We start from the raw sequence: 16,335 nt of genomic DNA on the forward strand, positions 1-16,335 counted from the left end.
AACAAATTAAGTAATTTTTTTTGATTTATAATAATCAAAAAAATAAGATATACTCTTTCAAAAAACATATAAAACAGCATTTTTTTAACAAAAATTAAAGGTTTTTTATTAGCATATTTATTAACTTCAATACATTAAAAAATATTTTTCTATTCTAAAAAATAAATTATGCGTGTATCTGTAATACGAAAAAACATAAAATTTACCCCGGATTCCAAAAGAGTTGTTGCACGATATTTTATTAACGGTGATGAGCGGACCAAACAAATGGTACTTCGTATAATGACGCTGAACGACAAACAGGTATTAGAAACTCTGGAGCAAACACTTCGTGAATTTGCCAGACGACATCGAAATATTTCTGCCATATTTCTAAGACACTGTGAAAAAGTTCGGGATGTTATTGAAGGCATGCAGATTGATTATGAAGCTCTGTCTATGGATCGAAAAATGCTGATAGGCTCTTTTTGTACAATGGAGTATGCTATAGAATCTGCAGCCATTTTTAATCCGTCAATTATAGAAGATTTTGATCAGAGTGGCCTGGAAGCGGGCGAAAAGCGTGTTATAATTTCTTTTCGTGCAACTGGTGAAGGTCATATCTCATCCATAGTTTTCAGAAGAGGTATACTCGATAGAGACAATAATCTCCAGGTTATGAAAATTGGGCATAACATTGATAAAGCAGAGATTATACATAAAAGTTTTTTTAATAAAGAGCGATTTTTATTGAAATTATCCGAAATGCATACCCAGGACAAATACATCACACAAATTATGCAGGATTTGCCGGATGAGTTTGAATATGCTGTACTGAAAAGTACGGTTACCGCTGCTTTAAGTGATCCGACAATTCGTGAAGAAAGAAGGACAGCACTAAACGAAATACTCTGGCTTGCAAAATCTTTTTATGATGTAGAGTTTAAGCATGATTCAGATCTTACTGAGCGTGTTATATTTCCGATATCCGATTCTGAAAGCCGTGGTATTGAGGATGCCCGTTTTGTCCGCTTTACAGATGATGATGGTTCTTCCCGTGTGATGGCTACTTACACAGCTTATAATGGTCACACCATACTACCTAAACTTATTTCAACTGAAGATTTTTACACTTTTAGGGTAATGCCTTTGCATGGTGCTGGTGCACAAAATAAAAATCTGGCTTTATTTCCAAGAAAAATAAAAGGTAAATATGCCATGCTTGCCAGAATAGATGGAGTTAACAATTACATCATGTATTCTGACAGAGTAACACAATGGAACACTCCAATTCTTCTCCAAGAACCGCGTTACACATGGGAATTCACACAAATAGGAAACTGCGGATCTCCATTATGGACAGAAGAAGGCTGGCTTGTTATTACCCATGGCGTTGGTACGATGCGACGTTACTGCATTGGTGCATCCTTATTTGACCTGGATGATCCGTCCAAGGAAATTGGAAGACTTACCGAACCTTTGCTTTCGCCATTGGAAGATGAACGTGAAGGCTATGTCCCTAATGTTGTATATTCATGCGGTGCCATCATTCACAACAATAGTCTTATATTGCCGTATGCTGTATCAGACTACTCGTCTACTTATGCTGTAGTTGATATGGTTGAATTGATTGATGCTTTAAAGAAAAGTAAATAGCAAATTTAAATATTCTCATAAAACTCAAATCCCATTTTTCGAAATGGGATTTTTTATTTCTAAAAAAGTTTTATCATTACTCTCATTACAGATCATATTCAAAATTCATCTAAAATCACTAAAAAAACAAAATAAGTCATTTTAAGCAATCATTTTTTAAAAAACGAGTTAATATATGATTTTTTTAAAAAACTTTATTTAAGGCAAAATATAGAGGTCAATTTTAATAGTTGTAATTTATGATTTTTTTTTAATTAATAAATAAAAATGATAATAAAAAATCGTAATAAAAAAAGAGTCGAACTGACTTGCAAGACTAAGATTTTTTATTTTTTAAAAATTAGGAGTTTTTTCAATTAAATGTTTCCAATAGCGTTTTGGCATATGCTGAATATGAAGACGCATATTTTTTCTCGATTCTATATTTACACTGCTAAAGTAACGTCTCCATAAATTTTGAAAAAATTCTTCGTGCTCATCACATATTTCAGTTAAATAACTGGATGAAGACATTTTTAGATTAAACTCTAATTCTATAGTGCAAACATTTTCAAGATCATAATAAATGCCATATTTACGTTTTGCGTCATAGATTAGCCAACGCTGATCTGCGTAACGCTTTTTAAAATGGTTTTCTATAAGAGGTAATACATCACAGTCGGGCTCAATAATGGCATAATATAACTGATCCTTTGTTAATTTAAAACGCACAAATGCTTCCATCCGGTGTGATTCTTTTCTGGTCATACGTGCTGCTTTTCTAATATTCCAAACAGCATTATGGCTAAAATCTTCTTCTATACTTTTTGAATTTGCAAGCACATGTTCAACAAACTGAAACATAATTTGTTCAATATGAGCAATCTCAGATAAAAAAGCATTATACATATTTGAAAGTGCATCGGCAGATAACCGTTTCCTTAATCCGTCTAAAACGCGTTTTGCTTTTGAAATATCAGTTGTCACCAAATGTGAAGTTGCAAAAAGCAAAGTTCCGGAGGTTTCTTTTTTTGCAAAAACAATATCCGTCAGTTTGTATTCATAAATCTCAAATACGGCCGTAAGCCAGCCTTCATAAGTCCCGTCATAAATTAATTCTGTCATTTCAATTAAATTAAAATAAAGCAAGCTGATTAGAGAAATCATTTTTATATTTACTTTTTTGGAAATTTAGAATATGATTTTTGATTTGAATGGCAGTTAAATCCTTTTGTAGCTGAAATGGCGTAGTAAAAGCCAGAAAATATTTTGAACGCGAATAGGCAATTCCCATTTTTTGTAAATCATGGGGCAGCAATTTTTTAAATTTCCTTGCCGCTACAATTTTTTGAGCACTTAAATATCCAATTCCCGGAATACGTTTTATTAGCTCTAAATCGGCGGTATTGATATCAACCGGAAATTGGTTTAGGTTACGCAAAGCCCATCCAAGCTTCGGATCGATGTCAAGATCAAGATTAGGCTGATTAAATCCGACAATTTCATTTACATTAAATCCATAGTAACGAACAAGCCAATCGGCCTGATATAAGCGGTTTTCCCGGATCATGGGAACTGGTGTACCAATAGCGGGCAGGCGATTATCATAACTTATTGGCACATAGCCTGAATAGTATACCCGCTTCATGTTCATTTGCTGATAAAAATAATCAGCCATTCCTAAAATTTCAAGATCACTTTCTTGTGTCGCCCCTATTACCATTTGTGTACTTTGTCCTGCCGGAGCAAAAAGCGGCGCTTTAAAATTCTGTTTCTTTTCTTCTTTATATCCAGCAATTTCATTTTTAAGATATTCCATCGGTTTAATCACATCAAGATGATTTTTATCTGGTGCAAGCAATTTAAGACTTTGCTCTGTCGGCATTTCGACATTTACGCTCAGACGATCAGCATATAAACCAGCTTCTTTCAGTAGTTCATCACTCGCACCCGGAATCGCTTTCAAATGTATGTAACCATTAAAATTTTGTTCCAATCTCAATTTTTTGGCAATTCTGACCAAACGTTCCATCGTATAGTCAGCATTATCGAAAATACCTGAACTCAAAAACAATCCCTCAATATAATTTCTGCGATAAAAACCTATTGTAAGATCAACAACTTCCTGTACAGTAAAAGCGGCTCTTTTAATATCGTTACTTTTTCTGCTCACACAATAAGCACAGTCAAAAATGCAATGGTTAGTGAGCAAAATTTTCAGTAATGACACACATCGGCCATCTTCAGTAAAAGCATGGCAAATACCGTAGCCCTTTGCATTTCCTAATCCTTTATTTTTATTTTCACGTTTGCTCAGGGCAGATGAACATGATACATCGTATTTTGCAGCATCAGCTAAAATCCCCAGCTTCTCCATTACTCTATCATTCATCATTATAACCTTTTTGATTTTTAAAACTGAAATTTTATCTGAATCAAAATTAGTTATTTTTGATAACAAAATATTTTAGTTAACTGTTCTAAATTGTATCAAAACAATTAAAAAGACTTTTAACCCTCAAATTCATTGACAACAAAAAAACTCCAAAATCAAAAGACGTTGGAGGTTAGCAATTTTAGCGGGGTATTGATAAATCTGAAACTACAGTTTAAAAATCTGACTCATTTGAATCCACTTCTCGCCTTTTTTTGCTGTTGGAAGCGCTTGTTGAAATTTCCACATTAAGTTTTCCCATTCCTGCACTTTAGGATTTTCTTTATCCATCTTTTGTTTGCGTTCTGCGGTAAAAGTTTCATCAATTTCCATAATCATAAACAGCCTGTTGGCAACTATATAAATTTCCATGTCTACAATTCCGGAATCTCTTATGCTTTTAGTTATTTCAGGCCATGTACTGTTTTTGGAGTGATAGTTTTTATACTGCTCAATTAATTCTGGATTATCAACTAAATCACAGGCATAACATATTTTTTTTGAAGTCATAAAGTTATTTTTTTCAATTCTGTTTGTTTGCTTTCACTGCATCATATTTCTGTAGAACAGCTACAAATCCACCCCTTGGAAGGCATTTAACATCTAATGAATCTCCTTTTTGTATTTGCATTATTTCAGTATCGAATGATGTATCGTCTTTACCATCCCTAATGATTTTTAACTCAAAAATTCCTTTATCCAGAAAATCAAAATTTATTTTTAATGTTTTTAATTCATCCTTGCCGTTAAGTCCGCCTAAGTACCATTGGTTTTCTTTCTTTCGTGCCATAATAATTTTCTCACCAGGATACCCCTCTATAAGTTTGGTAATATCCCAGCTTACAGGAACATTTTTCAGAAATTCTTTTGGATCTGGGGGCAAACTATTATAAGCTTCGGGTTTATCGGCAAAATGTTGAAAACCAGACTCAAAAACTACTGAAAGTGCCAACTCATGAGCAAATGATGTAATGTGGGGATGTTGAGAGTTAGAAAAAGTTACCGGAGTATAATCCATTGAACCGATTACATTCCGTGTAAAAGGAAGTGTTGTATTATGTTCAGCAGCTTTAGAAGTAAGAATAGGTTTGTTGTTATACCATTCGGCTCCGTAAACAGCTTCGGTAGTCATCAAATTTGGATAGGTCCGGGCCCAGCCACGCGGCACTGTAGCACCATGAAAGTTTACCATAAGGCGATATTTTGCGGCATCTTTTAGAATATCAATACAATACTTCATCATATCCTGTTGATCACCGGCAAAAAAATCAACTTTAATACCATATACGCCAATTTTATTAAGCCAGGCAAATTCTGTAGCTCTTTTTTCGGCAGTCAGCAAGTGATCTACGGGAGTCGGCTCTAGCCAGGACGTACCTGAATTGTACCACATCATAGGCTTAATTCCTTTACTTTTTGCATAATTCACTGCATCAATTATATTTCCGCCATTACCCATAGCATCCCATTCCCAGTCAATAAGAAGATATGGCCATTTCATATCAACAGCCAAATCTGTGTATGCTACCACTTTTTGATAATCTTTAGACCCATGATTGTTAGCCCAGTAAATCCAGGAAACAGCACCTGGTTTTATCCAGTTTGTTTCTTTCAATTTATTAGGTTCGCTGACATCTGTAATCAAAGTTGACTCAACTATATCTGATAATTCCCCAATAATTAGTGTATGCCATTGTGAATTCCATGGCAAGTTTGTTTTAATTCCAGTTTGTTTAAAATCATCTCTGGGCGAAGCATAATTGACTTTGTATTCGTCTGAATTTTTAGAATTGTTTAATTTTGCAGCACAATTATTAGCTGAAATATTAGCTTCAGAAATCAAAATCCAAACAGGATTATTATTTACTTTAAACAACGCCGGAAATCCCCATTCCTGTTTATTGTCAGCTGTTTTACCTGTGGTTGAAAAAGGATAAAAGTCTTCATATGATTCTGTATAGGACTGCAGCCAGCGATTAGTGGCCTTTGGAAAAACATATGTGGTATTTTCGTCTGTAATATTCACCAATGAATTACTTTTATTGGTGAATTCATAGCGAAATGCCACACCATCATTATAAACCCTAAAAGTAATATTCAACGGTTGGTTATTAGAGTTTACATATTTAAACATTTTTTCAGTTCCCAAATTATTACATACTTTTTGTTTACCACAAATCATTTCATATTTCTGGTTTGCTTGTTTCGCTTTGGATTCGTTTACTAATTTCAAATTGTCAGTAAATTGCTGATCATCTCTTGAAATACCTAGTGGAGAATTTGGCATTACTTCTATATATCCCAGTTTGTTTTTATATAAAATCCTGAAATATATTTGTCCATAAGAACTATCATCAGATGTTTTTTTTGAAGAAATAATTACCTTAATCTTTTTATTTGGAGATAAAACTTCTTGTGCATTTATTGTAAATGCACAAAAAGTAAGGAAACAGAGAGATAAATAAATAAATTTCATTGATTTTGCATTACTGTTTACACACTATACTCAATTTGATGGAGTCTTTTCATTTATTATTTTAAAATTTAACTTATTTCCAACGCATTGGCATAAGAACCTTCCGGTCTTTGATTTGGAAAATAAACTTCCAAAGCTTCTTCTTTTTGAGCAAAATTTAATTTTTCCCCTGTACTTACTAATCTGATTAGTTTAATTTTTCCTGAATAATGTGGAGATGACATTCCTAAACTTTTAATAATTGCGGTACCATTTTCCGGCCAGGCCATTACAGTTGCGTACAGAATTTTTTGTTTTTGGACAAATCGTATGTCTTCAGAAGTATACGGTTTCCCCTTTCCTTCATTAAACCCCTGAGCTGTTAACGCACCGGCACTTTCTTGTTGCGGACCTTCCCCAAATATTTTCCATGGCCGTGTACCATAAATGCTCTTACTGTTCAGTTTCATCCAAACGCCAATTTCTTTTACAATTTCACGCTCTACTTCATCAATACTTCCATCGCCCCGTACCGGAATATTGAGCATTAAATTTCCATTTTTACTGACTACATCTATTAAGGTATGGATAACCGTTCTTGCTGATTTGTAACGCTTGTCGTTGTATACACGGCGGTCATAATGCCAGTTACCAATACAGGTATCTGTCTGCCAGGGCAAAGGTTCAATTGTATTACTTTGTCCTTTTTCAATATCCCAGACTATAGCTTTACGCTGTTGCTCATTTAATATTTTGCCTGTAATTACGGCCTGAACCGTTTTGTTTTTCTTTAAACTTTTATTATACATATGTGCAGCAATACGCAAACCAGCATCGCTAATTGGCCAAAGCGGTAACGCCGTATCATCAAAATACACCATGTCCGGATTGTATTTGTCGATTAAATCAATCGTTCTGTCATGAAATTTTTCACAATAAGCCGTGGTTGGTATAGAAGCTCCATCTGCCCAATCCCATTGGCTGTGAACAGATGAATTATTTGATGGTTTTGCACTTAATGGATGATTTTGTACATATAATTCCTGAGGATCCAAACCATCCCACCATGTTCCTGCACCATCAGCCTTAGTTAGTTTTCCATCATAAGGGACCCCTGCCAAAGGTCCGTTTTTATCAGCCCCCTGAGAAGTATCAAACCAATTCCAGGCATGCGCTGCATGAACACTGACCGCAAAAGGTAATCCTGCTTTACGGGCTGCTTTTTCCCAGCCTCCAATAATATCTTTTTTGGGTCCTATTTTAGTTGAATTCCAGTTCGGCTGAAATTTACTGTCATACAAATCTAAATTATCATGATGATTTGCCATTGCCATGAAATATTTAGCTCCGGCAGTTTTATACAAATTGACTAACTCTTCGGGATTCCAGTTGTCAGCTTTCCAGATATTAATTACATCTTTAAAACCAAATTTTGAAGGATGTCCATATTTCTCAATATGAAATTTATACTGTCGGGAACCTTCCTCATACATTCCTCTTCCGTACCAGTCACCAGCTTCCGGTTCGCATTGCGGTCCCCAGTGTGCCCACATTCCAAATTTAGCATCCCTAAACCAGTCAGGTACAATGTATTTACTTAAGGAATCCCAGTTTGGTTCAAAAGGCCCTTTGAACGCAGGAGAATCAAGGATGTAGGATTTACCCAATAAAGGCGATAAATAAATTCCGGCAAGTGCTGTTGCCCCAAGTTTTAAAGCATTTCTTCTATTCATAATAAACGTTTTGGCTGTTTATATATTTCCGTTTTTAATCGTTTAAAAAAAATTAAATGGAATTCCTGGCTTCTAAATTTACAGGATGTTAAAAATAAATTGAATAAAAATTTAATATAAAAATTATACTATTCTTAATTTTAATAGTTAATTTAAAACAATTACATTTACAAATGTAACAGATTAGCAATTCTAATTATTTACACAAAAACGTTTTTATATTATTCAAAAACGTTTATTTATTTAAAATTTCTTTACTATGTCTGTCCATATTTCTAAATATAACTTCTCCATATTACACATTGATTATGTAAAACTTAATAATAAATGGAATTACAGCAATGTAATCAGTCCTTATTTTCGTTTGTATTATATAGACGAAGGAACCGGATCTGTTTCAGACAGTGCAGGAAAATTAATTTTGGAACCCGGTTATCTTTATCTGATTCCGAGTTTTACGATTTGCAATCTGAATTGCGAAGAATACCTGAGTCAGTTTTTTGTTCAGTTTTTTGAAGAATCACCTGACGGGATTTCTTTATTTAACAACAATAGGAATATTATGAAACTAGAAGCCGATGATGTCGATATAGTTCTTATAAAAAAAATGCTTCAGAATAATCCCGGAAGAGGAATTAACAGATCTGATAATCCTAAAGTGTATGAAAAAGAAACTTATTATAAAGAATATCGTGCACTTAATGATAAAATGAAAATACATCAAAAATTTGAAAATCAGGGAATTCTTCTTCTGTTAGTTTCAAAATTTCTGAACTCAGCCAGCTTTAAATCCATTTATCCACAGATTGCATCTTCAAAGATATTAGACACTATGAGTTATGTACAGCTGCATTTAAATGAGAACCTTACAGTTATGCAATTGGCAAAAAGAGTAAATCAGAGTAAAGATTATTTTTCTAAACAATTTCTGCTTCATACCGGAGAAAGACCTTTACATTATATCCACAAAAAAAAGATAGAACGGGCACAATATCTAATTGCTACTACCAATAAAACATTTATTGAAATTGCTATCGATACAGGTTTTGCCAATTTGCCACATTTTTCTAAAATATTTAAACAAATTGTAAGCCTTACTCCAGGTGAATACCGCAATCAGAACAATGATTTGAAATGAAGTAAATAGATATAAAAACTATTTCTTACAAAAGTGTTTCTAAAGGATCACATGGAAAATATACAGTTATATCAGTACCTTCTCCTAATTTGCCTGTAGCGTAAATTGTTCCTCCTACAGTCTGCATAATCTTTTTGCATAAAGCAAGACCAACTCCTGATCCATCGTATTGTTCCTGATTATGAAGTCTGCCAAAAACTTTGAAAATAGTTTCTGCATATTTTTGCTCAAAACCAATTCCGTTATCTGAGAAACAAATCCAATGACAGTAAATCTTATTAGAATGAGCTACCAGTTCAGGCTCCTGAGAAGCTGTTATTTTAATATGAGGAATTCTGTCAGAAGATGCAAACTTCAATGAATTCTGGATAAGATTAGAAAACAATTGCTGCATTAAAAAGTATATCGCATGAACCTTAGGCAGATTTTCATATTCTATTACGGCTTTATTTTCAGAAATGGTTTCTTCCATTTCGGTCAGTATCATTTTCAGGATATTATTTAAATCGATTTTTTCTAAATTTTCCCTTGTATATTTTATTCGGGAAAATTTAAGAATGTCGTCTAGCAAAATTCTCATCCTGCCTGCAGACCTGGATATTTTGTGTAAAGGAGTAAAAATAGATTCCATTTGATCAATATCCGGCTCTGCCAGCATTTTAGAAGTAAATAACTGAATTTTACGCAAAGGCTCCTGAAGATCATGAGTACTAATCCAGTTAAGGTTTTCAAGTTCCGAATTTGTTTCCTTTAATATTTCATTCAGGTTTCGATATTTTTCCTCTTCTTCACTCAACGAAATCATCATAAGCTGATTATGCAGCGTATGTGCATATTGTACAGCTCCGTTTATTTCATATTGTTTCCACGGAGTACTTTGGTTTTTTATAATTTGCTTCCAGATTTCAAAGGAATTTCTCGGATGAAGCCCTGTGCTGTCTTTAATAATGGCTTTTTCAGGATCGCCTGCCCAATTGATTTCAGAAATTGTTTCAGGCTTGTACCAGATTATGTAATCAGAATTTCCAACCGAATGATAAATAATCCCTGCAAAACTGGAACATTTGCCCAGATCATCACAATGATCGCTTAACTTATTAGTGACAAAAAGTTTATCAGAGGACTTATTTTTAATTTGAGCTATTAAATTTTCAATTTGTTCATCTGTCGGAACCAGCCCGTTTTTGTAAATTTTACCTTTGCTGATAATCGATACACCTGTTGCATTACAGATATTTAATAATTGTGGTACTTCTACTATAGCCTGAACAGATTCCTGTAAAAGTGGAAATTGCATACCTGATAGTTGCTCAAGGGCTAATGCTGTTTGCTGGGAGTTTACATTTTCATCATTGGACTGACGTATATCAATCTGTGAAGTAATAAACTGTCCCTGAAGCTTGGCAGCCAGTCTCATTTCCGGAGAAATATTTTTACTGGAGTAATGATGGCATGCAATTAAGCCCCATAATCTGTCATTATGTATAAGCGAAATGGTAAGCGTAGCGCCAACACCTATGTTTTGTAAATATTCTACGTGAATTGGAGATGTGCTTCTTAATATCGAAAGACTTAAATCCAGATTTTTGCCTTCTTTATCATCAACTGTAAAAATCGGGACCGGTGTATAATCAACATCAACAATAAGTCGTAGCTGGTTTTTGATGTACAATTCTCTAGCCTGAGCCGGAATATCAGTATGCGGATAATGTAATCCTAAAAAAGGTTCTAAATCTTCTCTGCAGTTTTCAGCATACACTTCACCATTATAATGTTCATCAAAGCGATAAATCATTACACGGTCGTATCCCGTTATTTTGCGTGTTCCTTCAGCTACAAGGGCACATAAATCTTTTAGTGAACTGGTATTATTCATTTGGGTTACAAACTGAATAGTCTGTGTATAGACATCTGCCAGCTTTTCTTTGCCCGCAAATTGAAACTCTGCTTCTAAAACATAAATATCAAAACTTTTATGAATGCTGATTTGAAAAAACTTCCCGAGCAGATCAATTTCAAGAGGAAAAACATCCTTATTTTTATCTTTGTTAATGTATTCGAAAATTTGTTTTTCTGCTTCCGTTCCAAAAACATCTCCAAATTTTTTTCCAAGTGTTTCTGTATGTGTAACACTTACATACCACGAAATATTTGCGGTACAAAAATCTATTTTTCCTTCAGAAGTTAAACCAATCAAAAAACCATGTGGCTGGATTTTACCTGGTATATGTATAGGTTCATGTTCACAGTTGGTTAATGTAACAAGATCCCGATTAACTATGTCTTTAATCTTCATTATTTTTCTATACTCCTAAAATGATTGTAAATACTTTCAAAAGCATAAATCGCTCCTTCTATGATTGTATTTCCACAATTATGCTTCTCCTCATATCCTGACAAATAGCCAAGGAAGTTTTTCCAGTAACTGCCGGTTTTATCTCCATATCCCTGAAAGTAACTTATTCCCTGATTTTTATCAAGTCCGGGAATTGTTGAAATGTTTTTCAATATATATCTTCCACCCAGACTGGAACCTTCTATAACATACAATATTCCAAGCGCAAAAGGTACAGTGATGTCCTGAGCACCAAAAATAGGATTTGAATCGGTTTTATTGTATTGAAGAAAGTCGAAATCTTCCTTAATGAGATGGCTCTTTTTTCTTTGATCCAAATCAGTTATTATTTCTGATAACAATGGAAAAACAACATTTTCCGTGTTTTTGTGAACATCGTACATCAGGGTTAAATACTGAATGTAATCTGATATTGTCATGCCCGGAGACAGAATTGAGGCAGATATGGGCAGGCTTTCTAATTTTCTGTGAGAATCTGAGGTTTTATTTTTTAAATCACTAAGAAAAACTGAAGGTATTGAAGAAGTCAAATTTCCACTCATTAATTAAACTAATATTTGTTTTTGAGAGTTGAATTATATTCCTTCTCAAGACAAATTTAAAAAAAAATGTTTTACTTCGACAGCATCCTACCTTTGTAAACACTTTAAAATATGTTAAAAAAAAGACTATATTAAATAGTTAATTTGTTTAATTTAAAAATAATTTTATTAAACAGACAAATATTAACAATTTTACTTAACAATATTTTTAATTGTTTATTAAACAATGCTTATAGTTAAATTAAATTTTAATAATTGTTTAATTATTTTATATAAAAATTAGACTTAAACTTGTAATAATTATGAAACTCTTAGTCATATAAATATAACAGAAACCATTTTTTAAAGAATAACTTCGTAAAAAATTAACATATCGTCATGTATTCAGACATCAGAATCTTAAAGGATATAATAGATAATACACCTTTACCTGTAGCAGTGTATACTGGTAATTCGCTAAAAATTGAATTAGCGAATACCGCTATGATAAAAACATGGGGAAAAGGAGAAGATGTATTGGGCAAGGATTATCTTGAAGTTCTTCCTGAAATTAAAAACGATAATTTTTTTGATCAGGCAACTACTGTCCTCTCTACAGGAGTTCCTTTTCATGGGGAAAACAAAAAAGTAGATTTGCTCATTAACGGTACTATGCAGTCTTATTATTTTAATTACAGCTTCATCCCATTGTTCGATACAGACGGGAAAGTTTATGGTGTGATGAATACTGGGGCTGATGTGACCGATTTATACCTTGCCAAGCAACAGATTCAATCTGTGGAAGAAAGATTGCGAATTGCTGTTGAGTCATCCGGCATAGGAACTTATGAAGTAGATTTACAAACAAAGGAAATAAAAACATGCGATAATTTTAATACTATCATGTGTAATGATGGAGCACCTGCGATAGATGAATTATTATTAAAACTTCACCCAGACGACTTAATTGCCCGTGAAACGGCAATCAAAGAATCAAAGAATACTGGTCTTATAACATATGAAACACGAATAATTAATGAAAACTGCTCAAAATGGATTAAGGTTACCGGAAAAATAATTTGTGATGAAAATGATATCCCAATAAAGGTTATAGGAAGTATTCTTGACATCCATGAACACAAACAATTTCAGGAAGAATTAAAAAAACAGGTTGAAGAAAATACGATAGAATTACGCAGATCAAATGATGATTTATTACATTTTGCTAATGTTGTTAGTCATGACCTGAGAGAACCTGTCCGAAAAATCAAGATTTTTAATGGACTCATCAGAAATGATAAAGAAGCAAATTTTAGTGAAGGAATTATTAAATATCAAAATAAAATAGATCAGTCTGCAGACAGAATGCAAAATATAATTGAGGGCATTCTCACCTATTCAACTATGGATAAAAACAAACAGCCTTTTGAAAAGATCTATCTTAATGAGGTTATAGAAAACATAAAAACAGACCTGGAACTGATTATAAATGAAAAAGGGGGTATTTTAATCATTAGTGAATTACCTGTAATAGAAGGAGCGCCAATCTTAATCAACCAGCTTTTTTATAATTTAATCCACAATGCATTAAAATTTTCAAAAGCAGAAGAGCCTCCAAAAATCATAATATCGGGAGAAGTAATAAAGACTGATGAAACAGACTTCGTTGAGATTACCATAAAAGACAACGGAATAGGACTTGACGATAATTACGCTGAGAAAATATTCAATGCCTTTGAAAGACTTCATTCTAAAGATCAGTATGAAGGAAACGGGCTTGGATTATCTCTTTGCCGAAAAATAGTAAAAAGACACAATGGTACAATTACAGCCAGGGGCGAAATAAATAATGGTAGCGAGTTTACTGTAACATTACCCTTAAAACAAAAAGAATACACAAAATAAAAAACAGAGATTTGGATAATACAAACCTCTGTTTTTTATTTTTATACAAGTATTTATTTCATTTTTAACTTCAATACAACGACCGAATAACCCGGCAGATTTATTTCTGCTTTTTCTCCTTTTATTTTGTAATCACTTTCTTTAGGGCTTATCTTTTGTGGGTTGTCAAAAGTATTTTCGTCTTGTAAATTGGGGCTGGAAAGCGTGACAATACTTCCTTTTGAAGCTAATTTTGTTCCTTTCAAATTCACGGAAACTTCTTGTGCTGATGCAGCTGTATTTACAAGTTTTATAATAATTTCTTTTGTGTTAATGTCTTTAACCGCTGAAGAATACAGATTATTTTGTCCTGTCAACGGTTTTTCATCTTTAGTAATTGCCAACAGATCTGTTCCTTTATTGGTCGAAAATATCTTTTGTACATAATAATTAGCAGAACCATAAGCCTGCAGATTATTAAACCAAATCATATCCGGAGTCCATTGCCACGCCTCTTCATGAGCCATTAGCGGAGCATAAGAAGTCATGTTTACTACTTCAGCGTTTCTTTCCAAACCTGTCATAAAAGCAGCTTCAGAGAAGGCACATTCCCAGTTATTTCTGTTATTCGGGTTAGCTCCTGAAACACTTTGTGCAGCATATTCTCCTGCAAATATTTTTGGCCCTTTTCGATCGTAATTATCGTAACGGGCTGCATTTTCCCTGAACCATTGCGGGCTTTTATAGTAATGTTCGTCTATCAATTCGGCATTAAGTTTTTTAAGTTCTGCCATCGCAAAGTCAAAATGTTCGCCATCCGGGGATGGTCCGCTTCCTGAAACGATAATGATATCCGGATATTTAGCTTTTATCGCCTTTTCAAAAACTTTATATCGTTCAATATAATCCGGTCCCCATTGCTCATTACCAACACCAATGTATTTTAGGTTAAAAGGTTTCGGATGCCCCATATCAGAACGGAGAATGCCCCAGGTAGTTTCTTCTGAGCCATTTGCAAATTCAATTAAATCTAAAGCATCCTGAATATAAGGATCCAGTTCTTCCATGGAAGCCAACTCTCCCGTGTTGTATTGACAAGCCATTCCACAGCTTAAAATAGGTAACGGACTAGCACCTATATCTTCTGAAAGCTGGAAATATTCATAAAATCCTAATCCAAAACTTTGAAAATAATCCGGAGTCTGTTTATGGCTGAACTCTACATTCCAGCGGTTCATCATCGTTCTTCTGTCTTCAACATCTCCTACTGATTTTTTCCATTGATAACGATCTGCCAAAGTCCTTCCTTCTACAATACAGCCACCCGGAAAACGTAAAAATCCCGGTTTCATATCATATAACAGCTGTACAAGATCTTTTCGCAAACCATTTTTTCTATTTTTCCATGTATCTTCCGGAAACAAAGAAATCATGTCCAGATCAATTGTACCGGTTCCTTCAAAAGTTATTTTTAATCTGGCTTTAGCTTCAGTCTGTGCAGCAGTAAATTGTGCTGAATAACTTTCCCATTCATTCGATGTTGGAACAATACTCGTTTCGCTAATTACTTTTTTATCTTTATCAATCAGCTGAACAATTATTTTTTTGATGGATCCGTTGTGATTGGCTGCTTTTAAGGAAAAATTGTATTTGGCCCCTTTTTTAACTCCCATCCCTCTAAAACCTTCATTAATGAGGGCATAGCCTTTATCATCATTTATAAGAACTCTGCAGAAATTTGGATTGGTTTCATTTTCTACTACTTTTATAGGAGTCGCAACACCTGAATTCATATTCATAGAAGACCTTTTGGTATTCGGCTGCTCCCATCCCATCAAAGGTTTTTCAAATTCAAAAGATCGGTTTTTAATCATTTCGGCATACAATCCCCCGTCTGCTGCGAAATTGATATCTTCAAAAAACAAACCAAACATCGTTGGCTGTATCTTGGAAATGGTTTTGGAGGCATCAACTTCTAAAATTGTTTTTTGAGCATGTATACAGATGCCATTGAATAACAAACCGCCAATGATTATTTTAGTAATTATATTCTTTTTCATTTTATATGATGGTTGATAATTTAGTTCTGCTAATTTATTTAAAAAGTAAGGTTCCACAAAAGATTTTGAATTATTTACTTGTTTGATGATTGTCAGGCTGAGCGGAATCAAAGCCCTATCTCTTTCATACGCCTTCGACT

At 33.8% G+C, this 16,335-nt stretch carries 11 protein-coding genes; 3 read left to right on the top strand and 8 right to left on the bottom strand.

All coding sequences use genetic code 11. From position 1 onward, the window contains the following. The first annotated feature begins 168 nt into the window (after window positions 1–168). Window positions 169–1,635 (top strand): glycoside hydrolase family 130 protein, encoded by a 1,467-nt coding sequence (locus GXM16_RS05270; RefSeq protein WP_163393358.1) that lies wholly within the window; start codon window positions 169–171, stop codon window positions 1,633–1,635. A 333-nt stretch (window positions 1,636–1,968) separates the two neighbouring features. Here GXM16_RS05270 and GXM16_RS05275 read toward each other — a convergent pair whose 3' ends face one another. From GXM16_RS05275 to GXM16_RS05295, 5 genes are all read right to left on the bottom strand, one after another. After that, the gene (locus GXM16_RS05275) at window positions 1,969–2,739 is read right to left on the bottom strand and encodes a TIGR03915 family putative DNA repair protein (protein ID WP_163393359.1); all 771 of its coding nucleotides are present in this window, start codon (window positions 2,737–2,739) and stop codon (window positions 1,969–1,971) included. A gap of 10 nt (window positions 2,740–2,749) precedes the next feature. Further along, window positions 2,750–4,009 carry a putative DNA modification/repair radical SAM protein gene (locus tag GXM16_RS05280; RefSeq protein ID WP_163393360.1) on the bottom strand — a complete coding sequence of 420 codons (1,260 nt, stop codon included), beginning with the start codon at window positions 4,007–4,009 and terminating at the stop codon, window positions 2,750–2,752. Between the two features lie 207 nt (window positions 4,010–4,216). Continuing rightward, window positions 4,217–4,558 (bottom strand): L-rhamnose mutarotase, encoded by a 342-nt coding sequence (locus GXM16_RS05285; RefSeq protein ID WP_163393361.1) that lies wholly within the window; start codon window positions 4,556–4,558, stop codon window positions 4,217–4,219. A gap of 13 nt (window positions 4,559–4,571) precedes the next feature. Beyond that, window positions 4,572–6,524: a glycoside hydrolase family 97 protein gene (locus tag GXM16_RS05290; RefSeq protein ID WP_163393362.1), complete on the bottom strand. Its 1,953-nt coding sequence runs from the start codon at window positions 6,522–6,524 to the stop codon at window positions 4,572–4,574. 68 nt (window positions 6,525–6,592) lie between these two features. Beyond that, window positions 6,593–8,236, bottom strand: coding sequence for an alpha-L-fucosidase (locus GXM16_RS05295; RefSeq protein ID WP_163393363.1), 1,644 nt, complete (start codon window positions 8,234–8,236; stop codon window positions 6,593–6,595). 259 nt (window positions 8,237–8,495) lie between these two features. Here GXM16_RS05295 and GXM16_RS05300 point away from each other — a divergent pair, with 259 nt between their 5' ends. Then, entirely contained in the window at window positions 8,496–9,374 is an 879-nt protein-coding gene (locus GXM16_RS05300; RefSeq protein WP_163393364.1) for a helix-turn-helix domain-containing protein, read from the top strand. Between the two features lie 25 nt (window positions 9,375–9,399). Here the strand turns inward: GXM16_RS05300 and GXM16_RS05305 are convergent, their stop codons facing one another. Then, window positions 9,400–11,670 (bottom strand): ATP-binding protein, encoded by a 2,271-nt coding sequence (locus GXM16_RS05305; RefSeq protein WP_163393365.1) that lies wholly within the window; start codon window positions 11,668–11,670, stop codon window positions 9,400–9,402. Continuing rightward, a complete protein-coding gene (locus GXM16_RS05310) occupies window positions 11,670–12,272 on the bottom strand; it encodes a biliverdin-producing heme oxygenase (RefSeq protein WP_163393366.1) in 603 nt (200 codons plus the stop codon). Before GXM16_RS05310 ends, GXM16_RS05305 begins: the two co-directional genes overlap by 1 nt. Before the next feature lie 378 nt (window positions 12,273–12,650). Here GXM16_RS05310 and GXM16_RS05315 point away from each other — a divergent pair, with 378 nt between their 5' ends. Then, window positions 12,651–14,156: a PAS domain-containing sensor histidine kinase gene (locus tag GXM16_RS05315; RefSeq protein WP_163393367.1), complete on the top strand. Its 1,506-nt coding sequence runs from the start codon at window positions 12,651–12,653 to the stop codon at window positions 14,154–14,156. Between the two features lie 53 nt (window positions 14,157–14,209). Here the strand turns inward: GXM16_RS05315 and GXM16_RS05320 are convergent, their stop codons facing one another. Next, window positions 14,210–16,195 carry an alpha-L-arabinofuranosidase C-terminal domain-containing protein gene (locus GXM16_RS05320; protein WP_163393368.1) on the bottom strand — a complete coding sequence of 662 codons (1,986 nt, stop codon included), beginning with the start codon at window positions 16,193–16,195 and terminating at the stop codon, window positions 14,210–14,212. Between the last annotated feature and the right edge of the window lie 140 nt (window positions 16,196–16,335).

It is taken from the genome of Flavobacterium limi (assembly GCF_010645075.1).
GTDB lineage: Bacteria > Bacteroidota > Bacteroidia > Flavobacteriales > Flavobacteriaceae > Flavobacterium > Flavobacterium limi.